Annotated in this window: 18 protein-coding genes and 3 tRNA genes; 5 read left to right on the top strand and 16 right to left on the bottom strand. The window is 64.3% G+C overall.

The genetic code is table 11. The features are described 5' to 3' along the window. Both AC1DXX_RS28895 and AC1DXX_RS28890 read right to left on the bottom strand, forming a co-directional pair. Positions 1 to 3,596, bottom strand: a 3,596-nt coding sequence (locus tag AC1DXX_RS28895) for a condensation domain-containing protein (protein WP_478137646.1), incomplete at its 3' end; no start/stop codon positions are given. A 183-nt stretch (positions 3,597 to 3,779) separates the two neighbouring features. Next, positions 3,780 to 3,995, bottom strand: a complete 216-nt coding sequence (locus AC1DXX_RS28890; protein WP_478137645.1) for an MbtH family protein — start codon at positions 3,993 to 3,995, stop codon at positions 3,780 to 3,782. A 443-nt stretch (positions 3,996 to 4,438) separates the two neighbouring features. Here AC1DXX_RS28890 and AC1DXX_RS28885 point away from each other — a divergent pair, with 443 nt between their 5' ends. Beyond that, positions 4,439 to 4,963, top strand: coding sequence for a 4'-phosphopantetheinyl transferase family protein (locus AC1DXX_RS28885; protein WP_478137644.1), 525 nt, complete (start codon positions 4,439 to 4,441; stop codon positions 4,961 to 4,963). 72 nt (positions 4,964 to 5,035) lie between these two features. On the opposite strand, the gene AC1DXX_RS28880 is transcribed toward AC1DXX_RS28885, so the two are convergent. From AC1DXX_RS28880 to AC1DXX_RS28815, 14 genes are all read right to left on the bottom strand, one after another. After that, positions 5,036 to 5,605 (bottom strand): phage terminase large subunit family protein, encoded by a 570-nt coding sequence (locus AC1DXX_RS28880; RefSeq protein ID WP_478137643.1) that lies wholly within the window; start codon positions 5,603 to 5,605, stop codon positions 5,036 to 5,038. Beyond that, positions 5,602 to 6,042: a hypothetical protein gene (locus AC1DXX_RS28875; protein ID WP_478137642.1), complete on the bottom strand. Its 441-nt coding sequence runs from the start codon at positions 6,040 to 6,042 to the stop codon at positions 5,602 to 5,604. The genes AC1DXX_RS28880 and AC1DXX_RS28875 overlap by 4 nt, the downstream gene beginning before the upstream one ends. Before the next feature lie 106 nt (positions 6,043 to 6,148). Beyond that, on the bottom strand, positions 6,149 to 6,874 hold the full coding sequence (locus AC1DXX_RS28870) for a hypothetical protein (protein WP_478137641.1): 726 nt from the start codon (positions 6,872 to 6,874) through the stop codon (positions 6,149 to 6,151). A 1,398-nt stretch (positions 6,875 to 8,272) separates the two neighbouring features. Beyond that, the gene (locus AC1DXX_RS28865; RefSeq protein WP_478137640.1) at positions 8,273 to 8,398 is read right to left on the bottom strand and encodes a hypothetical protein; all 126 of its coding nucleotides are present in this window, start codon (positions 8,396 to 8,398) and stop codon (positions 8,273 to 8,275) included. A 215-nt stretch (positions 8,399 to 8,613) separates the two neighbouring features. After that, a tRNA-Cys gene (locus AC1DXX_RS28860) sits at positions 8,614 to 8,687 on the bottom strand. A 62-nt stretch (positions 8,688 to 8,749) separates the two neighbouring features. Then, a tRNA-Gly gene (locus AC1DXX_RS28855) sits at positions 8,750 to 8,825 on the bottom strand. Between the two features lie 56 nt (positions 8,826 to 8,881). Beyond that, positions 8,882 to 11,323, bottom strand: coding sequence for an endopeptidase La (lon, locus tag AC1DXX_RS28850; RefSeq protein ID WP_478137639.1), 2,442 nt, complete (start codon positions 11,321 to 11,323; stop codon positions 8,882 to 8,884). Positions 11,324 to 11,346: 23 nt separating this feature from the next. Continuing rightward, entirely contained in the window at positions 11,347 to 12,612 is a 1,266-nt protein-coding gene (gene clpX / locus AC1DXX_RS28845) for an ATP-dependent Clp protease ATP-binding subunit ClpX (RefSeq protein ID WP_478137638.1), read from the bottom strand. Positions 12,613 to 12,721: 109 nt separating this feature from the next. Further along, positions 12,722 to 13,330 (bottom strand): ATP-dependent Clp endopeptidase proteolytic subunit ClpP, encoded by a 609-nt coding sequence (gene clpP / locus AC1DXX_RS28840; protein WP_478137637.1) that lies wholly within the window; start codon positions 13,328 to 13,330, stop codon positions 12,722 to 12,724. A 116-nt stretch (positions 13,331 to 13,446) separates the two neighbouring features. Then, positions 13,447 to 14,763: a trigger factor gene (gene tig, locus AC1DXX_RS28835; protein ID WP_478137636.1), complete on the bottom strand. Its 1,317-nt coding sequence runs from the start codon at positions 14,761 to 14,763 to the stop codon at positions 13,447 to 13,449. Between the two features lie 25 nt (positions 14,764 to 14,788). Beyond that, a tRNA-Leu gene (locus AC1DXX_RS28830) sits at positions 14,789 to 14,875 on the bottom strand. A gap of 123 nt (positions 14,876 to 14,998) precedes the next feature. Next, on the bottom strand, positions 14,999 to 18,157 hold the full coding sequence (locus AC1DXX_RS28825; RefSeq protein WP_478137635.1) for an efflux RND transporter permease subunit: 3,159 nt from the start codon (positions 18,155 to 18,157) through the stop codon (positions 14,999 to 15,001). Further along, positions 18,154 to 19,344, bottom strand: a complete 1,191-nt coding sequence (locus AC1DXX_RS28820) for an efflux RND transporter periplasmic adaptor subunit (protein WP_478137634.1) — start codon at positions 19,342 to 19,344, stop codon at positions 18,154 to 18,156. Before AC1DXX_RS28820 ends, AC1DXX_RS28825 begins: the two co-directional genes overlap by 4 nt. A gap of 152 nt (positions 19,345 to 19,496) precedes the next feature. Beyond that, complete coding sequence (locus AC1DXX_RS28815) at positions 19,497 to 21,419, bottom strand: potassium transporter Kup (protein ID WP_478137633.1); 1,923 nt, start codon at positions 21,417 to 21,419, stop codon at positions 19,497 to 19,499. 69 nt (positions 21,420 to 21,488) lie between these two features. Between AC1DXX_RS28815 and hpnC the strand changes: the two genes are divergently transcribed. From hpnC to AC1DXX_RS28795, 4 genes are all read left to right on the top strand, one after another. Then, a complete protein-coding gene (gene hpnC / locus AC1DXX_RS28810) occupies positions 21,489 to 22,367 on the top strand; it encodes a squalene synthase HpnC (RefSeq protein WP_478137632.1) in 879 nt (292 codons plus the stop codon). Between the two features lie 32 nt (positions 22,368 to 22,399). Next, the gene (gene hpnD, locus AC1DXX_RS28805) at positions 22,400 to 23,239 is read left to right on the top strand and encodes a presqualene diphosphate synthase HpnD (protein WP_478137631.1); all 840 of its coding nucleotides are present in this window, start codon (positions 22,400 to 22,402) and stop codon (positions 23,237 to 23,239) included. An 11-nt stretch (positions 23,240 to 23,250) separates the two neighbouring features. After that, positions 23,251 to 24,072: a hypothetical protein gene (locus AC1DXX_RS28800; RefSeq protein ID WP_478137630.1), complete on the top strand. Its 822-nt coding sequence runs from the start codon at positions 23,251 to 23,253 to the stop codon at positions 24,070 to 24,072. Next, the coding region (locus AC1DXX_RS28795) for an FAD-dependent oxidoreductase (RefSeq protein WP_478137629.1) at positions 24,069 to 24,461 on the top strand (393 nt) is incomplete at its 3' end. The genes AC1DXX_RS28800 and AC1DXX_RS28795, both read left to right, overlap by 4 nt.

The raw sequence follows: 24,461 nt of genomic DNA, 5'->3' as shown, positions 1-24,461 counted from the left end.
ACCATCTCCAGGCCGCGGCCCACACAAAGCCCGACCAGCACCTCGGGGCCCACGCCTTGCGCGTGCAGGTAATGGGCGAGTTGGTTGGCACGTGCATCGAGCTCGCGGTAGCTCAATGCCTGTTCTTCGAACATCAACGCGACCGCATCCGGTGTGCGGGCGGCCTGTTGTTCGAACCATTGCGCGATCGTGCGTTCCTTTTCGTACGGCGCGGCCGTGGCGTTCCAGTCCACAAGAATGCGTTGGCGCTCCTGGACCGACAGCAGCGGCAGCGCCATCAACGGTACCTTCGGTGCAGCCACCATCTCTTGCATCAACTGCTCGAAGTGACGCGCCAGCTGCGCCATGCTGCGCGCCTCGAACAGATCACTGTCGTATTCCAGCGTGGCCTTCAGTCCCTCGCCTTCTCCCGTGTCCACGATGTCGAGCGTGAGATCGAACTTGGACGTGCCGTTGTCCACCACCACTTCTTCCAAGATCAAGCCCGGCAGTCGCGCCTGCACCGAGGGTGTGTTCTGCAGCACCAGCATCGCCTGGAACAGCGGTGCATGGCCGCCGTGGCGCTCGGGCTTCAGTGCCTCCACCAACCGCTCGAAGGGCAAGTCCTGGTGCGCATAGGCCGCGATCGCGGTTTGCTTCACGCGTTCGAGCAGTGTCTCGAAGCTGTCGCCCTTTTGCTGTGCGATGCGCAGCACCAGCGTGTTGGCAAAGAAGCCGATGAGTCCTTCGGTCTGACTGCGACTGCGATTGGCCACCGCCGTGCCCAGGCTGACTTCGTCTTGCCCCGCGTAGCGCGACAACAGCGTGGCGAAACCCGCCGCCAGTGCCATGAACAAAGTGGCTTTCCGGCTGCGCGCGAAGGCCTTGAGTTGTTGCGCAAGTGCCGGCGCGATGTGCCAGTCGTGGCGCGCACCGCGATGGCGCTGCACGAGCGGGCGTGGCCTGTCTGTGGGCAGTGTCAGCAAGCCAGGGGCGCCCGCGAGCTGCTGCGTCCAATAGTCCAGCTGCTTGTGCAGCACCTCGCCCTGCAGCCATTGCCGCTGCCAGCATGCGTAGTCGGCGTACTGGATGGGCAGCGGTGCCAGCGGCGAATCGCGACCCTCGATCCGGCTCGCGTACAGCGCCGACACCTCGCGCACCAACACCCCCATCGACCATCCGTCGGCCACGATATGGTGCAGGGTCAACAGCAACACATGCGCTTCGGGCCGAAGCTTCAGCAGCTGCACTCGCATCAGCGGGCCCCGATCGAGATCGAAGGGGGTTTTCGCTTCGGCCAGCGCGCGCTGCGACGCGTCGATCTCGCTGAGATCCTGCACCGGCAACGCAAGCACCAGATGCGCCAGGATCACCTGTTCGGCTTGCCCATCCGCACTCCGAAAGACCGTGCGCAACGCGTCGTGCCGCCGCACCACTTCGTTGAGCGACCACGCCAGCGCCTCTCGATCGAGCCGCCCTCGCAGCTTCACGGCGCCCGCAATGCTGTAGCGCGCGCTGCCGGGCTCGAACTGGTCCAGGAACCACAGCCGCTGCTGGGCAAAAGACAACGGCGCGGTGGCGCGCGAAAGCGCCACGAGCGACGGCGCGTCTGCCGCGTCGGCGCCGTCTGCCTTCTGCGCCAGCAAGGCATCGATCCGCGCCGCCAGGCCACTGAGCGTTCGCGCCTCGAACAGGGCCTGCAACGAGATGTCGACACCGAACATTTCGCTCGCTTGCGCAACGATCTGCCCCGCCAGCAGCGAGTGCCCGCCCAGCGAGAAAAAATCGGCGGACGCCGAGACGCCCTCCACGCCAAGCAGCGATTCCCACAACCGGGCCAGATCGACTTCGGTCTGGGTCCGCGGCGCAAGGTAGACATCAGCGGGCGCGGTACCGACGTCCTGCGCAGCCTCGCGGTCTCCTTCGCGCCATGACCACGGAGCCTGGAAACCGCCCGCCAGGAAGATGTCCCGGCATCGACCGCGCTGGATCTTGCCGCTCGACGTGCGAGGCACCTGCCCCGCCTTGACCAGCAGCACGGCCGCGAGGTCGACGATGCCGTGCCGTTCGTACAGCGCAAGCCTCAACGCCCCCAGCAGCTTGTCGACATCCGGCTTCTCGCGCGTCTCCACTTCCTGAACGATGACGAGCCGCGCCCTGCCCTGATCTTCCAGCGAAAAGGCGGCGCAGCCATTGCTGCGCAACGCGGCGTCCAGCGATTCGACAGTGGCTTCGATGTCCTGGGGATAGATGTTCTCCCCGTTGAAGATCATCACTTCCTTCAGGCGGCCGACGACGTAGAGACAGTGGTCGTCGTCCACGAAGCCCAGGTCGCCGGTGCGCAGGTATTCACCGGCGCGCCCCGCAACGCTGGCCCGAAAGACCGCGGCGCTTTGTTCGGGCTGGTTCCAGTAGCCCGCCGCCACCGACGGACTGCGCACCCAGATTTCGCCCACCGTTCGTGCGGGCTGCTCCGTTCGCACCGAGGGGTCCACGATCAGGACTTCGGCGCTCGCGGTATCCCTCACATTTCCGACCGCGACGAGTTCGACCGTGTCGAGCGCATCGACCGCATCTTCAACCCGGTCGCAGGACAGCGCCCGACGGCTCACGGCCCGCTGCGCGGCGAACGACGCGTCGACACGCCTGCCGGCACTCACCAGCAAGGTCGATTCCGCCAGCCCATACGACGGAGTCACGGCCTGCGGCCGCAGACCGCAGGAAGCGAAGGCTTCGCCGAAGCGGCGCAAGGTGGCGTAGCGCACACGCTCCGCGCCGTTGACGGCCACTTCGAGGCCACTCAGATCGAGTGTTTTTTTCTGGGCCTCCGTCACCTTGTCGGCGCACAGGGCGTAAGCGAAGTTCGGCGCGCCCGTGACCTTCGCGCGGTAGTCCGACACAGCCTTGAGCCAGCGGTAGGGGCGCATCAGGAAGGCCGCTGGCGCAAGCTGAACGCAATGCCCGCCCACGTACACCGGCATGACGATGCCCCCGATCAGGCCAAAGTCGTGATGCGGCGGGAGCCACGAGACGAAGGTGTCGCCCTCGCGCAATCCATACGCGTCCTGGCTCTGCGCGGCGTTGGCCAGAAGGTTCGCGTGACTGACCATGACGCCCTTCGGCTCGGCCGTGGAGCCCGAGGTGTACTGAAGAAAGGCAATGCTGTCGGGCGACAGGGCTGGCGGAACCCAGGCGTGCGGTGCGTCCTGCGACAGGTCTGGCGTCATCCAGCGCAAGCCGTGCAGCAGTCCGCCCTCCTCGTCTTGCATGCCTTGCATGTCGCGCATGCGCTGCACCACTTCGGCGGACGACAAGGCCACGCGCGGCCGCGCATCTTCGACGATGCCGAGCAACCTGGGCAGGGTGCGGGCGTTGGCGGGCGGCAGCGCCGGCACGGCCACCACGCCCGCCTGCAGGCAGCCGTAGAACGCGGCGATGTAGTCGAGCCCCGGGGGATACGCAAGAAGAACCCGATCGCCCGGTGCGCAAACCTGCTGCAGTTGTGCCGCGACGCTGCGCGCCTGCCGATCCAGCTCGGCGAACGTGAAGCGGGCGTCGACCCGTTCTGCGTTGTCGAGCCAGGTGAAGACGGCCTTGCGTGCCTCACCAGCGCTCAATGCGCGGCCATGCAATATGTCGGGCAGGGTAAGAAACCGAGGCGCAGGAGTGCTCTTCACTAACTACCTCATGCAAATTGCGAGTCCGTCACGCAGCGAAGCGCGAACGCAGGCGTATGTTTTTCTTCGAGAGCTTGGGGGAGACGCGATGCCCGGAGGCCGCGAACTCGGACGGCGCACGACTCAGCCGGAAGACCTCATGTGCTGGCGCAGTGACAGAGGACGCATGTCCGTCCATACCTCGGCGATATGGTTCAGGCACTCCTGCTTGTCCCCGGACGGGCCGGTGGCACGCCATCCTTCAGGGATCTGTTTTTCCACAGGCCATATCGAGTACTGCTCCTCGAGATTGACCACGACCACGTACTGTGGTTCTTGACTGTCGAGCTTGTCGTTCATAGCGACTCCTTCGAACAGATTTTGAATTTGCCATAGCGTCGCGTCATTGATACCGAGCTTTCAAATTCAGACGGCGTTCGGGCACTTCCTTTGTGGGGACGAGGCGCGAGCCGTCCATTGACGGGAGGCCGATGGTACGCCGGACCTTCACACATGGGCAAGCTTGGAACCCCGCAGGCGTTGAATCCGCACACGCGGCTTCAACGCTCAGGATCGCCCGCATCGTGAGAGCCTTCAGGAGCGAGTCATGCAGCTCTCGCTGCTGTCTGATGCACTGCCTTCGGGCATCGAGGCCTATCGGCGGGACCTCGATCTGGACGCCGACCCCGTGCGGATCTGGCCCCTGCCAACTGAGGAAGAACGCACCGCGGCCAGCCGCTTCAGGCAACACGCGGACCGCGTGCGCTGCGCGTTCGCCCGCGCAGCGACTGGACTGCAACCTGTTGGACGTTTCGCTGCGCGTCGACGTGCACGGGAAGCCATTTGTGATGAATACAAATGGCATATCTCCACCCTTGTTCAGCGTCAGCCACTCCAGCGCCCATGCCCTGATCGCGATAGCCGACGCCGAGCAGATCGGCGGCGTAGGCATCGACATCGAGCGTTGCGACGCCAATGCACAGATGCAGACGATCCTCGACATCGCATTCACACCTCGAGAGCAGCAAGGCATTCGGGCGACCCAGGATCCTCAGGCAGCGCTCTATGCGCAGTGGGTGAGCAAGGAAGCCGCGCTCAAGGCCCTGGGTATTGGTATTGCGACGGACATGCAATCCATCGAAATTCTGCGCACCCCGGATCGGACGCTTGCCGTCCACGCCAGCGTGCCCGAGTGGCAAACCTTGCGGATCGCCGACGCAATCCTCGATCGCCTGATGCAGCAGAACCACCGACTCGCCCTCACGGGTGAGTCATTGCGGCAGACCGCGAAAACACCCCAAAAGAAGAAGAACAAAGACCCATCGTGACTGCCACTTCTACAATCTGAGCGCGCAACTCAGCACGCATGGCGACCGGTCACGATAGAGCGGAATCGTCGGTCACGTTAGCCGGAATACGCAGCTGGCCCAAGATGTGGAAGGAACTGCTGGCGCGCGGCACCGCCGGGTCGCTGAAGGAGAGCTCGTCGTGCACCAGCAAGTCCGTAGACACCGAGATCGCGGCATTGCCCACCGCGGCTCCCTCATGTACATGAAGTTGTTCAGCCCCAGCTGCTTCACCTCGGCAGAGTCGAGGTCGCCGCGCACGGCGTCCTTCAGGAACGGCGAGCCCTGGATGATCGAGTCAAGGCGTGTCTTCGTGTAGACGCCTGCGAGCGTCGCCGTGGGCATCGTGTAGATGGCGCTGAAGTTCGGCCTGATCGAGACCAGGCCCAGCGTCATGCGCAGGCTCATCTCGCTGATGCCGATCTGGGCCGACCTCTTGATGACGATCTCCGGCGCGTCGTCCTCCATGATCTTGGTCTGGTACTCGTGCCCCGCCGTCGAGAACGGCTTGCCGTTCAGGAAGGTGTTCTTCGTCACCCAGTTGCCAAGGTCCTTGCGCTGCAGCTTCTCCGTCGTGGCGAGCTTCAGGCGCTGGATGTGCTGCGATGCGGTTTCGTCGATCACGCCGCGAGCGCCTTCTCATAGGCGTCAAGGAACTCACGCTGCGTGTCCATCGGCAGCGTCGCCAGGGTGGCGATCAGCACCGATTCGATCTTCTTCAGGCGCTCGCTTGTGTAGACCTTCGCCTGGAGAGCAATCAGGTTGCCAAGGATCGTGCCCACGGCGTTCGCGACCTGGGCCCGCTGGTTGGCCGGCGTCTCTTTTTCGATCAGCACGTCGTTCTGCATGCGCTGGGTGGCCAGCATTTGCAGCACGAGCTCGCGCGACAGGTCGATGTCCTTGAGATCCTTGATCGGAAGCTTCGCGTCGATCAAGCCGCGCAGCTCGAGCAGCTCCTCCGGCGGCATGCCGGTGAGGTCGAACTGGATGTGGTGCGTCTTGGGCTTCTCGAAGCCAGGCGACGGGCCGCCCGAGGCAGGCGGCAATTTGGGGAGGGCCATGGTGGCCCGGGGGTCCCCGCTTCTTGTTATGGCTGCGAACGTAAGGTGTTCGCTACCCGTGGGTCAATCCCCCGTGCTCGGGGAAACTAGCGCAACGCCAGGAACCTTACTTCGAGCAAACAGTTTGCTTCGGATCTGGGGGGTAGAACCTCGCACATCCGCAGTCGCCTTTATGCTCTGGTTTCAAGCAAATCTGTCGCCGACTGTCCTCGGCCAGCTTCGCAGCGTTCGCATCTGTGGCGGCCTTACTTTTAGCTGCTGCAGCTGCCGCTTCTTCGGATTTCTTTCGCACCGCGTCTCGCTTCGCCTGCGCTGCCAGCATTTCTGGAGTTGGCTTGCTCGAGTCAGGCGACCTGGTGAGGATCGCGGCATCGACCGAATTCTTTCTCGAACGAGCGATCTCCTCAGGTTTTGCCGCAACTGGCCTACTTCCCGCACTCCAATTACCGTGCAAAACATGGCCATCGAATTTTATTTTAATCGCTCGAAAGTTTTCCGCGGATGATGCTTCTTTGAAGCAATCCGATCCGTAGCTGAGGTCGGCGGCAACAAAATTAGCTCCTGCATCGACGTCGCCTTCTGCTTGTTTTAAGTTGCGTTTAGCGTAATTGAGTGCTCTGGCACGCAGATCGTTTTCCTCACCTTCACTTAGATGCAATTTGCCTGATCCTTCAATAGGGCTTTGGCTTGTCACCTGCACGACATCAAGGACGATGGTGACCTTAGGCTTGATGGAAGAGACCACCGAAGCGCCGACGTAGCATTGCTCCGCGAAAGCTTGTCCAGCAAATACTGCAATACAGGCAAACGCAAATTGCAACTTATTTTTCATACGTGTCTTTTTCCGATGTTTTATGTGGGGCCGTGTTTAAACTCTGAGCATAGCCAGTCGAAAACCAAAGACATCGCATGTTTGAGGGATTTTTTTAGGTCTGCGGCATGGTATGACGGTGGGAAATTTGCGCAGGCAAGGAAAATGCGCTGAGCGCCCTCCCGTCGGTCACGCGGCCCGCCGCAGCGGGGTAATACACGTCGCAATGAAGTGTCTCAGCAAGCTCGCGTGCGTCAGGGTTTGCGGCTGGGCCGGGTAGTCCCGGCTTCTTGTTGTGGCTGCGAACTTAAGGTGTTCGCTACTCGTGGGTCAATCCTCGGTGGGATGTGTCATGGCGTCGGCCCGAGAGCTGGGCTGTAGACAGGGAAGCAACTCGGCGGCATGCTCGAAGGTGCCATTGCCAGCTATCGGAGTTCTATGTCGAAACTAGTACCCCCCAAGTGGCCTCACTCCCTTTGATCAGTTCCCGCCCAAGGACTCGATCAACGAACCGATCAGCAGGCACATTTCTCGGGGCCTCGAGCCGGCGGGGTTCAAAGCACCGTTAGGTCAGGCAGAAACCGATGTGTCCTTCGAATATCGACTGGCATCCCTGCCGTCGAAATATCGATACACGTTCTCCGATGGGACCAAGGCAGTGAGGCCTTGATAATTTCGGATGTCGTTGTCGCTCTGAGGCTTTATACGTATGGCCCTCCCCCGGCGCAGATTTCGCTACTGTCACTAGTTGTCAATCTGAACCACTGGAGTTCAAACCGGTCGCAGCAGATGTTCCCTTGGATGGCATTCGCGCTCTATAACAACATGGGTCAGCGACTCACGGTGATTCCGCTGCCTCAGACATTTGTAAGCGACTGCCAACCGGACCGTTCTTGGATTTCAAACCCCATACGAATTGGGGGTCCTGCAACGGAGTATTTTCGAAGTGCCGCCACGGTTGAGATTCTTCTGCCGGCTGCATACGGCGGTCATTCGTACGACCACGGCCCAATCTGCCATTGATCGGCGTCGCGCGGCTCCCGCCAACTCGAAAGGCGGGTCAATTGGCCCCACCGCGAACACCTCGACCGGCGTCAGCTTGACCAGAGGTTTCGCCTCCTCCACTGTCCCCGCGAGCTATTGATCTCCGTCCCAAGCTCGATTGGAATCACACTGCATTTGCCAGGTCAAGCGCGAGCCGCGGCCCCGCAGATCTCGCTCGTCCACTCGATGCTGCGCTTCCAGTCGCTGTCCTGCTTCTGGTGAAAGAGCACCCTGCCATCGCACTTGGCGCGTGTCCGCCGGGCGCGGCCCCGCGTCGGATGCCGCCGGCACTGCCCCTGACGGGGTCGTGGCCGTTGTCGGGCCGATCGCGCAGCCCGCGATAGATAGTGCGCAGGGCGCTGAGCGCCCTTCCCTTCATGCGTCCTCCCATTTGCCGAAGACTGTGCCCACCACCTTGAACGGTGTGCGGATCGGCTCGAACATCGGGTTCAGCGGCTCAAGCCATGGCTTGCTGCCGTCGTTATAGATCCTGAAGGTCAATTTGTTGGTCTCCTCGACCAGGGCAATGACGCGGTTGCCCTCCTGCGGTTGACGCCCGCGCAGCGGGCGGCCTTTCTCCGGGTTCGCGTCGGCCTGATAGCAGCCTGCTACGAATTCGGCATAGAAACCACGGATTCTGACCCAAATCCGGCGGATGCAAAAAGAGCCTGCTATCTAGTTGATAGCAAGCTCTTCAATGCTGGCATGGTGTTTGGTGGAGGCGCGACCCGGAGTCGAACCGGGCTAGACGGATTTGCAATCCGTTGCATAACCGCTTTGCTATCGCGCCACGCAGAAACAAAAAACGAACTTGCGAAAAAAAGGGAAGCAGCTGCTTCCCTTTTTCAAAACTGGAGCGGGAAAAGAGTCTCGAACTCTCGACCTCAACCTTGGCAAGGTTGCGCTCTACCAACTGAGCTATTCCCGCGTTTCGAGCCTCGAATTATATGCCATTTTTTCGAGGCCCGGCAAGTAGTCCTGCCATCAATGTTTTACGGAACCCTCTGAAGCCGGGGCGGCGGCGCGCTGCTTGGCCAGCTCGGCCACAGCGGCTGCAGAGGCCGCAACCTCTTCGTCCGACAGCGGATCGGGCATCCTCTCGAGCGCGATCTCGAGGACCTTGTCGATCCACTTCACGGGCACGATCTCGAGGCCGTTCTTCACGTTCTCGGGGATGTCCTGCAGGTCCTTGGCGTTCTCTTCGGGGATCAGCACGGTCTTGATGCCGCCGCGCAATGYGGCCAGCAGCTTTTCCTTCAGGCCACCGATGGCCGTGACCTCGCCGCGCAGCGTGATCTCGCCGGTCATCGCAACGTCGCCACGCACCGGGATGCCGGTGAGCGCCGACACGAAGGCGGTCGTCATCGCGGCACCCGCGCTCGGACCGTCCTTCGGCGTTGCACCGTCAGGCACGTGGATGTGGATGTCGCGCTTCTCGAACATCTCGTCCTTGATGCCCAGGCGGCGCGAGCGGCTGCGCACCACGGTGCGTGCGGCCTCGACCGATTCCTTCATCACGTCGCCGAGCGAACCGGTGCGGCTGATCACGCCCTTGCCGGGCATGGTGACCGCTTCGATCGTCAGCAGGTCGCCGCCGACTTCGGTCCACGCCAAGCCGACCACCTGGCCGACCTGGTTCTGCTTTTCGGCGAGGCCGAAGCTGTACTTGCGCACGCCCAGGAAGTCGTTGAGGTTCGAGCCGTCGACGGTGACCTTCGGCGTCATCTGCTTGAGCAGCAGGCCCTTCACCACCTTGCGGCAGATCTTGGACAGTTCGCGCTCGAGCGAACGCACGCCGGCTTCACGCGTGTAGTAGCGAACGATGTCGCGCACCGCTTCTTCGGTGACGAGGAGTTCCTCTTCCTTCACACCGTTGTTCTTCAGCTGCTTGGGCAACAGGTACTTGATCGCGATGTGCGTCTTCTCGTCCTCGGTGTAGCCCGAAAGGCGGATGACTTCCATGCGGTCCAGCAGCGYCGGTGGAATGTTCATCGAGTTCGAGGTGGCGACGAACATCACGTCGCTCAGGTCGAAGTCGACTTCCACGTAGTGGTCGCCGAAGGTGTGGTTCTGCTCGGGGTCGAGCACTTCGAGCAAGGCGCTCGACGGGTCGCCGCGGAAATCGGTGCCCAGCTTGTCAATCTCGTCGAGCAGGAACAGCGGATTGCGCGTGCCGATCTTGCTCAGACCCTGCAGCACCTTGCCCGGCAGCGCGCCGATGTAGGTACGGCGGTGGCCGCGGATCTCGGCTTCGTCGCGCATGCCGCCCAGCGCCATGCGGGTGTACTTGCGGCCGGTCGCCTTCGCGATCGACTGCCCCAGCGAGGTCTTGCCGACACCCGGAGGGCCCACGAGGCACAGGATGGGCGCCTTCACCTTGTCGACGCGTTGCTGCACCGCGAGATATTCGAGGATGCGGTCCTTGACCTTCTCGAGGCCGTAATGGTCGGCGTTGAGCACCGCCTCGGCATTGGCCAGGTCGTGCTTGATCTTGGTCTTCTTGCTCCACGGCAGGGCGATGAGCACGTCGATGTAGTTGCGCACCACGGTGGCCTCGGCCGACATGGGCGACATCAGCTTGAGCTTCTTGAGTTCGCCTTCGGCCTTCTTGAGGCCTTCCTTGGACATCTTGGCGAGCTTGATCTTCTTCTCGATCTCTTCGATGTCCGCGCCCTCTTCGCCTTCGCCGAGCTCCTTCTGGATGGCCTTGACCTGCTCGTTGAGATAGAAGTCGCGCTGGTTCTTCTCCATCTGGCGCTTCACGCGGCCACGGATCTTCTTGTCGACGTTGAGGATGTCGACCTCGCGTTCGAGCTGGCCGAACAGGTTTTCGAGGCGCGCCTTGACGTCGTCCAGGTCGAGCACGGCCTGCTTGTTGTCGAGCTTGAGCGGCAGGTGGGCGGCAATCGTGTCGGCCAGGCGGCCGGCATCGTCGATGCTCGAGATCGAGGTCAGGATCTCGGGCGGAATCTTCTTGTTCAGCTTGACGTACTGGTCGAACTGCTGCATCACGGCGCGGCGCAGGGCCTCGACCTCGGTGCCCTTCTCGCCGCCTTCGGTCGCCGCGACGGGTGTCACGTTGGCCGAGAAATGGGTCTCGCCGTCATCGATGCGGTTCACGCGTGCGCGCTGCTGGCCTTCGACCAGCACCTTCACCGTGCCGTCGGGCAGCTTGAGCATCTGCAGGATGGTCGAGACGCAGCCGACCTCGAACATGTCCTCGACCGAGGGCTCGTCCTTGGCGGCGGCCTTCTGGGCCACCAGCATGATGCGGCGCTCGGCCTCCATGGCCAGTTCGAGGGCCTTGATGCTCTTGGGGCGACCCACGAACAGCGGGATCACCATGTGGGGAAACACCACGACATCCCGCAGCGGCAGCAGCGGCAGGTCGAGGGCTTCGGGGGGCAAGGGGGTGTGGCCAGACATGCAGATCCTTCGCGTCTTTGGCTTTACGCCTTTTTCGCCGCTTCGCGGTACACGAGCAGCGGGGGCTTGTTTTCGTCGATGGTCGATTCCTCGACCACCACCTTGTCGACATTGGTCGCGTTCGGCAATTCGAACATGGTGTCGATCAGCGACTGTTCAAGGATCGAGCGCAGGCCGCGTGCACCGGTCTTCCGGGCCAGGGCCTTGCGAGCGATCGCCTTGAGCGCCGCCGGGCGAATCTCCAGGTCCACGCCTTCCATCTGCAGCAGCTTGGTGAACTGCTTGACCACCGCATTCTTCGGTTCGGTCAGGATCTGTACCAGCGCGTCCTCGCTGAGTTCCGCAAGCGACGCGACCACCGGCATCCGGCCCACGAGTTCGGGGATCAGGCCGAACTTGATCAGGTCTTCGGGCTCGACTTCGCGGAACACCTCGGTGATGCTACGTTGGGCCTTGCTCTTGACCTTAGCGCCGAAGCCGATGCCCGAGGCCTCGGTGCGGTTTTCGATGACCTTCTCGAGCCCCGCAAACGCCCCGCCGCAGATGAACAGGATGTTGGTCGTGTCGATCTGCAGAAAGTCCTGGTTCGGGTGCTTGCGCCCGCCCTGGGGCGGCACGCTGGCCATGGTGCCTTCGATGAGCTTCAGCAAGGCCTGCTGCACGCCCTCGCCCGACACGTCGCGCGTGATCGAGGGGTTGTCGGACTTGCGCGAGATCTTGTCGATCTCGTCGATGTAGACGATGCCGCGCTGGGCGCGTTCGACTTCGTAATTGCAGCTCTGCAGCAGCTTCTGGATGATGTTCTCGACGTCTTCGCCCACGTAGCCGGCTTCGGTCAGCGTGGTGGCGTCGGCCATCACGAAGGGCACGTCGAGCATGCGCGCCAGGGTCTGCGCCAGCAGCGTCTTGCCGGAGCCCGTGGGGCCGATCAAGAGGATGTTGCTCTTGCTGAGCTCGACGTCGTCGCCCTTGGCCTTTTCCTTGTGGCGCAGGCGCTTGTAGTGGTTGTAGACCGCCACCGACAGCATGCGCTTGGCCGGCTCCTGGCCGATCACGTAGTTGTCGAGGTTGGTCTTGATCTCCAGCGGCGTGGGCAGGTCGCTGCGCGCGTCGCGCGCCTCTTCACCGGCCGGCAGCTCGTCGCGGATGATTTCGTTGCAAAGGTCGATGCACTCGTCGCAAATAAAGACCGAAGGGCCCGCAATCAGCTTCTTGACCTCGTGCTGGCTCTTGCCGCAGAACGAGCAGTAAAGCGTTTTTTCGCTGGAAGAGCCTTTTTTTTCGGCCATGGACAGGTGCCTCGTTACAGGGTAGGGACAATGATAACTAAACAAAAACGGCGTTTCCCGTGTGGAAAACGCCGTTTTTTGCCTTTTGCGCCACAGGCGCCAAGGCGGYTTAACCGCGCTTGGAGATGACCTGGTCGATCAGGCCGTAGTCCTTGGCTTCGTCGGCCGTGAGGAAATAGTCGCGTTCGGTGTCGGCTTTGACTTTTTCCAGCGGCTGGCCGGTGCGTTCGGCCAGGATGCGGTTCATCTGGTCCTTGGTGCGCAGGATGTCGCGTGCGTGGATCTCGATGTCGGTCGCCTGGCCGCGTGCGCCGCCCAGCACCTGGTGGATCATGACCTTCGAATTGGGCAGCGAGAAACGCTTGCCCTTCTGGCCGGCCGCCAGCAGGAAGGCGCCCATGCTGGCCGCGAAGCCGATGCACATCGTCGACACGTCGGGCTTGATGAACTGCATGGTGTCGTAGATCGCCATGCCGGCGCTCACGCTGCCGCCCGGCGAGTTGATGTAGAACGAGATGTCCTTGTCCGGGTTCTCGCTCTCGAGGAACAGCAACTGCGCCACCACGAGGTTGGCGGTCTGGTCGTTGACCTCGCCCACCAGGAAGATGATGCGTTCCTTGAGGAGACGCGAATAGATGTCATAGGACCGCTCGCCGCGGCCCGATTGCTCGATGACCATCGGAACCATGCCGAGGCCTTGAATTTCCTGTGCGCTCATATTGAATTTGCTCTCCGGAAAAGGGATTCGTTCGCTGTATCTGAACTGTACGCCTGAGTGAAATGGGGCTCGTGCCGCAAAGCACAAGCCCCATTGGCGTTGCGGGTGGCGCCGGGTCAGCCCTGCTGTTGCGCCATCAGCTCGTCGAACGACACCGACTTTTCGGCGACCTTGGCCTTGCCGAGCACGAAATCGGTCACGTTGTTCTCGATCACGACGGCTTCGACTTCGGCCAGGCGGTTGTTGTCGCTGAAATACCAGCGCACCACGTCGGCCGGCTTTTCGTAGCTGGCGGCCAGTTCGTCGATGTGGGCCTTGATCTGCTCGGGCTTGGCCTGCAGGTTGTTGGCACGCACCAGTTCGGCCACCACCAGGCCCAGGCGCACGCGGCGCTCGGCTTGCGGGCGGAACACTTCATCGGGGATCGGCGCCTTGTCTGCGTCCTTGATGCCACGCTGCTTGAGCTCGGCGCGGGCGCCTTCGATCATGCGGTTGACTTCCGACTGCACGCTGGCGTTCGGCAGGTCGAGCTCGGCGTTGGCCACCAGCGCGTCCATCACGGCGTTCTTGTTGCGGGCCAGCAGGCGGAACTTCACTTCGCGCTCGAGGTTGCGCTTGATGTCGGCGCGCAGGCCTTCGACGGTGGCTTCGGCAATGCCGAGCGACTTGGCGAGCTGCTCGTTGACTTCGGGCAGGTGCGAGGCTTCGATCTTCTTCACGGTGACCATGAAGTCGGCTTGCTTGCCGGCCACGTCCTTGCCGTGGTAATCGGCCGGGAACGACAGCGGGAAGGTGCGGCTGTCGCCGGACTTCATGCCGCGCACGGCGTCTTCGAATTCCTTCAGCATCTGGCCTTCGCCGACCACGAACTGGAAGTCTTCGGCCTTGCCGCCCTGGAAGGGCTCGCCGTCGATCTTGCCTTCGAAGTCGACCGTGACACGGTCGTCGTCCTGGGCCACGGCGTCTTGCGCGCGCTGGGCGAAGGTACGGCGCTGCTTGCGCAGGATGTCGAGCGTCTTGTCGATGGCTTCGTCGCCCACTTCGGCCGAGAGCTTCTCGACTTCGGCGCCGGACAGGTCGTTGATCTTGACTTCGGGGAACACTTCGAACACTGCGTCGAAGGCCAGCTCGCCTTCGGGCGATTCTTCCTTCTCGGTGATGCGGGGCTGGCCGGCCACGCGCAGCTTGGCTTCGTTGGCAGCCTGCGAGAAGGCTTCGCCGACCTTGTCGTTCATGACTTCGTAGTGCACCGAGTAGCCATAGCGCTGGGCCACGACGTTCATCGGCACCTTGCCGGGGCGAAAGCCATCCATCTTGACGGTGCGCGCGAGCTTCTTGAGGCGCGAATCGACTTCGGACTGGATGGTGCCGACCGGCAGGGTCAGCGTGATCTTGCGTTCGAGCTTCTCGAGAGTTTCAACGGTCACGGTCATGGTGTCTTCCTTGTGAGGGGGTGGCTGGTGCGCGGGGCCGGACTCGAACCGGCACGTTCTTGCGAACGTCAGGACCTAAACCTGGTGCGTCTACCAATTTCGCCACCCGCGCTATTGCCATTTTTCAGGTGAATGCAAAAGCGGACGGCCCTGGTGCCGCGAACACCCGATACCGCTGGTATCGAATGCCCCGCTGCCCAAAGACCGTCCGCCTGAAATCGGTCAACCGCGTATTTTAAACGCTAATCAGACCCTCTTTTGGCTCCCGCTTGACACGGAATGCAGCGGCATACATTGCCGGCAGTGCCAGCAGGGTCAATACGGTGGCCACGATGAGCCCGCCCATGATCGCCACGGCCATCGGCCCCCAGAACACGCTGCGGCTGAGCGGAATCATTGCCAGCACCGCCGCCGCGGCCGTCAGCACGATTGGCCGGAGCCGTCGCACGGCCGACTCGACGATCGCGTCCCAGGCCGGCACGCCGGCCGCCCGGTCGCTCTCGATCTGGTCGATCAGGATCACCGCGTTGCGCTGGATCATGCCCATCAGCGCGATCACGCCCAAGAGCGCCACGAAGCCGAAGGGCCGGTTCAGCACCAGCAGCGCGCCGGCGACACCGGCGATGCCCATCGGCCCGGTGATGAACACCAGCAGCGAACGGCTGAAGCTGTGCAACTGCAGCATCAGCAGCGTGAACACCAGGAATAGCATGATCGGCACGCCCGCGACGATCGAGGCCGAGCCCTTGCTGCTTTCCTCGACCGCACCCGCCACCTCGATGCGGTAACCGCCCTGCCCGGCCGCATGCCAACCGGCTTCGAGCTGGCGCAGCCTGGGCAGCAGTTCCGCGGTCACGGTCGCGCCCTGCAGGCCTTCGACCACGTCGCCCTGCACGGTGATGGCGTAGTCGCGGTTCTCGCGCCACATCACGCCGGGCTCCCAGGTGAACACCGGCCGCGCGATCTGCGTGAGCGGAATCGAGCGGCCCGAGGTCGTCGGGATGTAGGCGTTGGCGATGTCCGAGATGGCTTCGCGCTCGTCGGGCGCCTGGCGCAGCACGATGTCGATCAGCAGGTCGTTCTCGCGGTACTGGCCCACGGTGGTGCCGCTGAACATGGTCTTGGACGCTTGCGCGATGGCCTGGCTCGTGACGCCCAGCGCGCGCGCCTTGGCCTGGTCGATCTCCAGGCGGATCACCTTCACCGACTCGTTCCAGTTGTCGTTCACGCCGCGCATGTTGGCGTTCTCGCGCAGCACGGCCTTCACCTCGTCGGCGTGCGCGCGCAGTTGCGCAGGCTCGGTGCCGATCACGCGGAACTGCACCGGGTACGGCACCGGCGGCCCGTTGGGCAGCAGCTTGACGCGGCCGCGCACCTCCGGGAACTCCTCGGCCAGCAGCGCCGGCAGCCGCAGGCGCAGCCTCTCGCGCACCTTCAGGTCCTTGGCCAGCACGATGRGCTGCGACACGTTGGTCTGCGGAAACACCTGGTCGAGCGGCAGGTAGAAGCGCGGCACGCCCGAGCCGACCCAGGTGCTGACCGTCTTCACGCCCTCTTCCTTCATGATGCGCCGCTCGACGCGCTTGGCCACTTCTTCGTTGGCCGCGAACGAGGTGCCTTCGGGGAACCAGATGTCGACCATGATTTCCGGCCGGCTCGAATCGGGGAAGAACTGCTGCTGCACCTTGCCCATGCCGAAGATGCCGAGCGCGAAGATCAGCACGGTCGCGCCGATGGTCAGCCAGCGGTGCTGCACGCACCAGTTCACCGCGTGGCGGAAGTTGTTGTAGAACGGCGTGTCGAACAGCTCGTGCGGCGGCGCATCGGGGTCGTGCGGCTTGACCTTGAGCAGCAGCGTGCCGAGGTACGGCACGAAGTACACCGAGACGATCCACGACAGCACCAGCGCGATCACCGTCACCGCGAAGATCGCGAAGGTGTACTCGCCCGTCACCGACTTGGCGATGCCGATGGGCAGGAAACCCGCCGCCGTGATGAGCGTGCCGGTCAGCATCGGCTTGGCCGTGACGTCATAGGCGAAGGTGGCGGCGCGGACCTTGTCGTAGCCCTCCTCCATCTTCCGCACCATCATCTCGACCGCGATGATCGCGTCGTCCACCAGCAGGCCCAGCGCGATGATCAGCGACCCCAGCGATATCTTGTGCAGCCCGATGCCGAAGTAGTTCATCGCCAGGAAGGTCACGGCCAGCACCAGTGGAATGGTGATCGCCACCACCAGCCCCGGGCGCATGTCGATGTACCAGCCGAAGCGCCCGCCCTTGTGCAGGCCCAGCGAGATGATGCTCACGGCCAGCACGATGGCCACGGCCTCGATCAGCACGCCCACGAATTCGTTGACCGAGCTCGACACCGACACCGGCTGGTCCTGCACCTGCGCCAGCTTCACGCCGAGCGGCAGGCGCTGGTCGATCTGGGCCGTCGCGGCCTTCAGCGCCTTGCCCAGCGCAATGATGTCGCCGCCCTTGGTCATGGAAACCCCGAGCCCGATCACTTCCTTGCCCTGGTGGTGCATCTTGACGGCCGGCGGGTCGACATAGCCGCGGCGAATCTCCGCGATGTCGCCGAGCTTGAGCTGGTTGCCGGAGGTGCCGCGGATCGGCATTTCGCGCAGCTGGTCGACGCTGGTGAACTGGCCACCCACACGCACCTGCACCACGTCGAGCGGCGACTGGATCGTGCCGGCGCTCTCCACCGCGTTCTGCGAGCCGAGCTGCGCGAGCACCGCGTTGAAGTCGAGCCCCAGCTGCGCCAGGCGCTTCTGCGAGATCTCGATGTAGACCTTCTCGTCCTGCACGCCGAACTGGTCGACCTTGGCCACGTCCTTCACGCGCAGCAGCTGCTGGCGGGTTTCATCGGCGAGCGTCTTGAGCTCGGCGTAGCTGAAGCCTTCGCTTTCCAGCGCATAGATCACGCCATAGACATCGCCGAAATCGTCATTGAAGAACGGCCCCTGCACACCGGGAGGCAGCGTGCTGCGCATGTCGCCGATCTTCTTGCGCACGGTGTACCAGACGTTCGCCACGTCTGCGGCCTTCGACGAATCCTTGATCTGGAAAATGATCTGCGACTCGCCCGGCTTCGAATAGCTGCGGATCTTGTCGGCGTACGGCGCTTCCTGCAGCGTGCGTTCGAGCTTGTCGGTGACCTGCTCGGCCACCTGCTGGGCGGTGGCGCCGGGCCAGTAGGTGCGTACCACCATCGCGCGGAAGGTGAACGGCGGGTCTTCGTCCTGGCCGAGCTGGAAGTACGCAAAGGCGCCCAGCACCATCAGCACCACCATCAGGTAGCGCGTGAGCGGCGCGTGGTCCAGCGCCCATTTGGAGAGATTGAAGCCGGCGGGCTTGACGGGGGTGGTCGCTGCGCCTTCCGTCATTTGGCGGCACCTGCAGCGATCTCCTTCTTCGTTGCGGCAACGGCCTCGACGGCCTGCACGGCATCCTTCGCGTTGGCGGCGGCGGCTGCCGCCTCCTTGGACTGGTAGATGGTGACCTTCTGCCCCGGCGACAGCACGTGCACGCCCGCGGCCACGACCATCATCCCCGGCGCGAGCCCGCCACCGATCACGGCCTCGTTGCCGTCGGCGGTGGCCACCTGCACCGGCTGCGAGCGCACCGTCATCGACGACTTGTCGAGCACCCAGACCGCGGAGCCCTTGCCTTCCTGGCGCAGCGCGCTGGTCGGCAGCTTCATCACCGCCGTGCTGTTGCGGGCCAGCGCCTGCGGACGCGCGTAGACGGTGGCGCCCAGCGCGGGCGAGGTGGCCGCGTCGATCGCGACCTTGACCGAATAGGTGCGCGTGACCGCGTCGGCGCTCGCTGCCACTTCGCGCACCTCCCCTTGCAATTCATTGCCGCCGGACCAGCCGCGCACCGTGACCGGCGAGCCGGGCTTGATCAGCTGCGCACGGTCTTCCGGCACGGCGAACACCACGTCGCGCGCGCCGTCCTGGGCGATGCGCACCACCGGTGTGCCGGCCTGCACCACCTGCCCCGGCTCGGCCTCGATGGCGGTGATGACGCCCGCCACGTCGGCGACCAGCGTCGTGTAGTTGGCCTGGTTGCCCTGGGAAGAGAGCTGGGCCTGCGCCTGTTCGAGCTGTGCCTGGGCGGCCTTCCAGGTGGTTTCGCGGCGCTCCAGTTCGGCACCGCTGATGAAGTTCTGTTCGCGCAGTTCGCGGTAGCGCTTCAGGTCGGCGGCCGCCAGGTCGCGGTTGGTGAGCGCTGCGGCCTGCTGGGCACGGGCGGCGTCTGCGGCCAGCCTGTAGTCCTGCGGATCGAGTTGGGCCAGCACCTGGCCGGCCTGCACGTGCTGGCCGAGTTCGGCCTGGCGCTTGGTGATCTTGCCCGCCACGCGGAAGCCCAGCCGCGATTCGACACGGGCCCGCACTTCGGCGGAGAACTCGGGCTGGGCGTCGAACTCGCTGGTGCCCACGGTCACCAGTTTCACCGCTCGCACGGGCTCCTCGGCCGCCGGCTTGGGCGAACAGCCGGCCAGGATCAGGGAAGGAAGCAGCAGCCAGAGGGCGCTGCGGGCACGGAGGAAAGCGGCAGAGGCGGTCATGAGACACCCAAGAAAGGACAAACCGGGCCATTAATGACCCACCGGTTAGTAATTTAGGGTAAACGTTAAACACTGTCAATGACCGGCGAGTCAGTTGACGGGGTGTTCGGGGGCGGTGTGCTCGCGCCCCAACCTGCGCCGACAGCCGAATTTCAGGTCCGCTGCCCCATCTCCACCAGCCGGTTGTCAGGCAACACGAAGTAGTCCGAAGCACGCCCCGCATTGCGCTGCAGCCAGCCGAAAAGCGCCCGGCGGATCGGGTTCAGGCCCGGCAGGTTTTCCTCGCCGACCGAGGCGCGGGAGACGAAATACGAGGTCTTCATCGAGTCGATCGCCAGCGTCTTCTGGTAGGCCAGGATGCGGATGAATTCGGGCACATCGGGCCGCTCCATGAAGCCGTGGCGCGCGGTGACCACCCAGATGCCGTCCATCAACTGCTCGGCCTCGATGCGGATGCGCGCATCGACACGCGGCGTGTCGCAGGCCAGCACGCGCATCACGATCACCTGCTCGTGCAGCACCTGGTTGTGCTTGAGGTTGTGCAGCAGCGCGTGCGGAACCGCCGTGGCATCGGGGTTCAGGAACACGGCCGTGCCGCTGACCCGGTGCGGCATGTGCAGCGCCAGCGATTCGACGAAGGGCCGCAGCGGCAGGCTCTCGGCCGCCGCAGCCTCCAGCCCCAGCCGCCGGCCCTTGGCCCAGGTGGTGAAGAGCACCATCACCACCGCCGCGACGGCCAGCGTGAGCCAGCCGCCCTCGGCCACCTTGAGGCTGTTGGCGACCACGAAGGTCAGGTCGACCACCGCGAAGGCCAGCACGCCCAGCACCACCGCCACCTTGTTCCAGCGCCACAGGCCCCACGCCACGATGCCGGCCAGCAGCGTGGTGGTCACCATCGTGATCGACACCGCGATGCCGTAGGCTGCCGACAGCGCCCCCGAACTGCGGAAGCCCAGCACCAGCAGCAGCACGCCCACCATCAGCAGCCAGTTGATCGCGGGCACATAGATCTGCCCGATGGCCGAACCCGAGGTCTGCACCACCCGCATGCGCGGCAGGTAGCCCATGCGCATGGCTTGCGCCGTGAGCGAGAAGGCGCCCGAAATCACGGCCTGCGAGGCGATCACCGTGGCCATGGCGGCCAGCACCACCATCGGCAGCACGCCCCACGAGGGAAAGAGCCGGAAGAACGGGTTGTCGATGGCCGCCGGGTTCGCCAGCACCAGTGCGCCCTGCCCGAAGTAGTTCAGCACCAGCCCCGGCAGTGCGATGAAGAGCCATGCCAGCCGGATCGGCCGCGCGCCGAAGTGCCCCATGTCGGCATAGAGCGCCTCTCCGCCGGTGAAGGCCAGGAACACCGCCCCCAGCACCGCGAGCGACTGCGTCCGGTGCACCACCAGAAACCCGACGGCATGCCGCGGATCGAGCGCCGCCAGCACCTGCGGCTGCTGCAGCACCTGCCACAGGCCGGCCGCGGCCAGCACCAGAAACCACAGCATCATGACCGGCCCGAAAACCTTGCCGACCACGCCCGTGCCCTTCTTCTGCACCGCGAAGAGCGCGATCAGGATCACCACCGTGATCGGGATCACCACGCGCTGCAGCACCGGCGCCTGCACCTCCAGCCCCTCGACCGCCGACAGCACCGAGATGGCCGGCGTGATCAGGCTGTCGCCGTAGAACATGGCTGCGCCCACGAGGCCCAGCAGCCCGATCACGTTCCACACCCAGGGCTTTGTCTTGGGGCCGGCCACCGCGTTGCGCGCGAGCGCCTGCAGCGCCAGGATGCCGCCCTCCCCGTCGTGGTCGGCGCGCAGCACGAAGACCACGTACTTCAGCGTCACCACGAACATCAGCCCCCAGAAGATCAGCGACAGCAGCCCCAGCACCGAATCGGGCGAGAACGGCACGCCGTGCTCGGGGTTCATCGTCTCCTTGAAGGCATAGAGCGGCGAGGTGCCGATGTCGCCGAACACGACGCCGAGCGCCGCGATCATCAAACCCGGCCCGGCCGGATGCGCCGCCTCGCCGTGCGCTGGAATCGGTGCCGTGGAGGCCGGGGCCGGTGCATTCATGGGGCTAGCTGTTCGAAGTGGCAAGGCACCGAGCATAGTGCCGGGCACCGCGTCGCGGACAATCGTGGCGTGTCCGCCACTCCCCCCCTTGCCGCACCGCCGGCGCACTACGAAAATTTTCCGGTCGCCTCCTGGCTCTGCCCGCCGCACCTGCGGCCGCCGATTGCCGCGATCTATCACTTCGCGCGCACCGCCGACGACATCGCCGACGAAGGCAACGCATCGCCCGAAGAGCGCCTGGCCGAATTGCATGCCTACCGCGACGAACTCGCCGCGGCCGCACAGGGTGCGCCGCTCGCATCCTCGCGCTGGCCGCAGGTGTTCGGCCCGCTGGCCCACAGCATCGCCCGGTTCGCATTGCCCGAGGCCCTGCTCGCCGACCTGCTGAGCGCCTTCATGCAGGACATCGAGAAGACCCGCGACGGCGGTGCCTACCCCGACCGCGCCGAGCTGCTCGACTACTGCCGCCGCTCCGCCAACCCGGTCGGCCGGCTGCTGCTGCATCTCTACGGCGTGAACGACGCCGAGGCACTGGCGCAGAGCGATGCGATCTGCAGCGCGCTGCAACTCATCAATTTCTGGCAGGACCCGAGCGTGGACCTGCCGCGCGGCCGCTTCTACTTTCCGCTGACCGACTGCGCCCGACGCGGGCTCACGCGCGAGCATTTCAAGGTCTTCCCCCCGCTCGCACCCGCCCCCGTGCCTCAGGAAGCTATCAATCTGATAGCAGTCGTCTCTGCCTGGGCGCGCGAACTGATGCACGAGGGCGCCCCGCTGGTGCACCGCCTGCCGGGCCGCGCCGGATGGGAGCTTCGCTTCGTCGTGCAAGGCGGCCTGCGCATCCTCGACAAGATCGAGGACCTGGGTTTCGACACCTTCTCGCAGCGCCCCCGCATCGGCAAGACCGACGCGCCCCTGCTGCTCTGGAAGGCCCTGCGGATGCAGTGACAATGGCGGCCCATGAAAGCAGCGCCTCCCCGATGAATCCCGAGCAATACGTGCAAGACAAGGCGGCCGCCTCGGGCAGCAGTTTCTATTACGCCTTCCTGTTCCTTCCGAAGCCGCGCCGCGCCGCGATCACGGCCTTCTATGCCTTCTGCCGCGAGGTCGACGACGTGGTCGACGAGGTCAGCGACCCGGGCGTGGCCGCCACCAAGCTCGCCTGGTGGCGCACCGAAGTCGCCCAGTCCTTCGCGGGCACGCCGCACCACCCGGTGATGCAGGCGCTGATGCCGCACGCCGCCGCCTACGGCATCGAGGCGCGCCAGCTCCACGAGGTGATCGACGGCTGCCAGATGGACCTGGACCAGACCCGCTATCTCGACTTTCCAGGCCTCGCGCGCTACTGCCACCTGGTGGCCGGCGTGGTGGGCGAAGTCGCCGCGCGCATCTTCGGCCAGACCGCCCCGCAGACCACGGCCTACGCCCACAAGCTCGGCCTGGCCCTTCAGCTCACCAACATCCTGCGCGACGTGGGCGAAGACGCGCTGCGCGGCCGCATCTACCTGCCTGTCAACGAGTTGCAGCAGTTCGACGTGAAGGCGCACGAGATCCTCAACCGTGTGCATTCGGACCGCTTCGTCGCGCTCATGAAGTTTCAGGCGCAGCGCGCACATTCGGCCTACGACGAAGCACTGGCCCTGCTGCCGCTGGCCGACCGCCGCACGCAGAAGCCCGGCCTGATGATGGCCAGCATCTACCGCACGCTGCTGCGGGAGATCGAAAGCGACGACTTCCAGGTGCTCAACCAGCGCGTAAGCCTGACGCCGGTGCGCAAGTTCTGGCTGGCGTGGAAAGTCCAGGCGCTGGGGCGCATCTAGCCTGCGCACCAATGCACGCCTGCCAAGCCCCTTATCGCGATCTGTTCGACGCGATCCACGAAAGCAGTCCCGCCGAGGATCTTTTCCAGACCTTGCTCGGCCCCTGGCTGGGCGCGCATGGGGAAGAACTCGAATGGCTGAGCGCTTTCGCGCGCCGCACCTCGCCGGAGCCCATCGCCATCGAGGACACGTGGCGGCTCTATGCGCTTTCGCGCGTCAACCAGACCTTGCTGCTGGCTTTTCAAAAGAGCGCCCAAGACGGCTGGAAGGGTCCAGCCTTGAGCCTGCATGACTATCTGGCGTTCATGACCGGCATGGGCTGCCGCGTGGCCGACGAACCGGTGTACTCGCCTTTTTTTCATGAGATCGTCGAAGCTGCAGCTGCAACCTCCTCACAGAACGACGAGATCACACTGGTGCGCATCGACTGGCCTGCATTGATGCTGGGGACGTTGATGTTCTCGCGCGCAGGCGTCGCCGTGTCCTGCACACCAGGCGCACTACACCTCGACATCGCGGCCTCGTCGACGCTGTATTGGGCACTTCGGCGCAAGTACCGCCGAACCTCGGACTTGTCGGACGGCTGGGGCTCCAATTCGCAATGGCGAACGGCGTTCCGGCGAGACTATGTTGAAGGGGACCAACTGATCTTCAATGCGGACGGCACATGCGACCTGGCCACGCTCGAACGGCCGGCCTACGACGATGAACTGACGAAGGCCGAGCGCATTGAACTGCTCACGCACAGGTGCTTTATTCAGTGCAAAAAGCCGGACGACGACCTTCACCCTTACGGTGACCGCATCCGGCTTCCCCGCAACTTTCGACGATGAAGAAACTCGCGGTCATCGGCGCCGGCTGGGCTGGCCTCACCTGCGCCGTCGAAGCCACGCGCAACGGCCATGCCGTCACGCTGTTCGAAGCGGCGCACATGGCTGGCGGCCGCGCGCGTCGTGTCGACAACATGCACGGGCTGGCGCTCGACAACGGGCAGCACATCCTCATCGGCGCCTACACCGCCACGCTGAAACTGATGCGCGAGGTCGGGGTGGATGTCGAGCAAGCGCTGGAACGGCTGCCGCTCTCTTTGCGCTTCGCCGATGGCGGCGGGCTGAAGCTGCCGCGGCTGCCTGCGCCGCTCGATCTGCTGGCGGGCATCTTCACGGCGCGCGGCTGGACGTGGCGGGACAAGTCCTCGCTGCTGCGCACCGCCGTCCAATGG

The organism is Variovorax sp. P4_B10, from assembly GCF_056402375.1.
This window is presented reverse-complemented; position numbering and strand designations above follow the sequence as displayed.

Bases quoted from the DNA above. Each gene is read 5' to 3' on its own strand.
- AC1DXX_RS28800 (WP_478137630.1), top strand. From the start codon at position 23,251: ATGCACGCCTGCCAAGCCCCTTATCGCGATCTGTTCGACGCGATCCAC.
- AC1DXX_RS28890 (WP_478137645.1), bottom strand. From the start codon at position 3,995: ATGAACGACAAGCTCGACAGTCAAGAACCACAGTACGTGGTCGTGGTC.
- hpnD (WP_478137631.1), top strand. From the start codon at position 22,400: ATGAATCCCGAGCAATACGTGCAAGACAAGGCGGCCGCCTCGGGCAGC.
- AC1DXX_RS28870 (WP_478137641.1), bottom strand. From the start codon at position 6,874: ATGAAAAATAAGTTGCAATTTGCGTTTGCCTGTATTGCAGTATTTGCT.
- AC1DXX_RS28815 (WP_478137633.1), bottom strand. From the start codon at position 21,419: ATGAATGCACCGGCCCCGGCCTCCACGGCACCGATTCCAGCGCACGGC.
- AC1DXX_RS28820 (WP_478137634.1), bottom strand. From the start codon at position 19,344: ATGACCGCCTCTGCCGCTTTCCTCCGTGCCCGCAGCGCCCTCTGGCTG.
- clpX (WP_478137638.1), bottom strand. From the start codon at position 12,612: ATGGCCGAAAAAAAAGGCTCTTCCAGCGAAAAAACGCTTTACTGCTCG.
- tig (WP_478137636.1), bottom strand. From the start codon at position 14,763: ATGACCGTGACCGTTGAAACTCTCGAGAAGCTCGAACGCAAGATCACG.
- AC1DXX_RS28875 (WP_478137642.1), bottom strand. From the start codon at position 6,042: ATGGCCCTCCCCAAATTGCCGCCTGCCTCGGGCGGCCCGTCGCCTGGC.
- clpP (WP_478137637.1), bottom strand. From the start codon at position 13,330: ATGAGCGCACAGGAAATTCAAGGCCTCGGCATGGTTCCGATGGTCATC.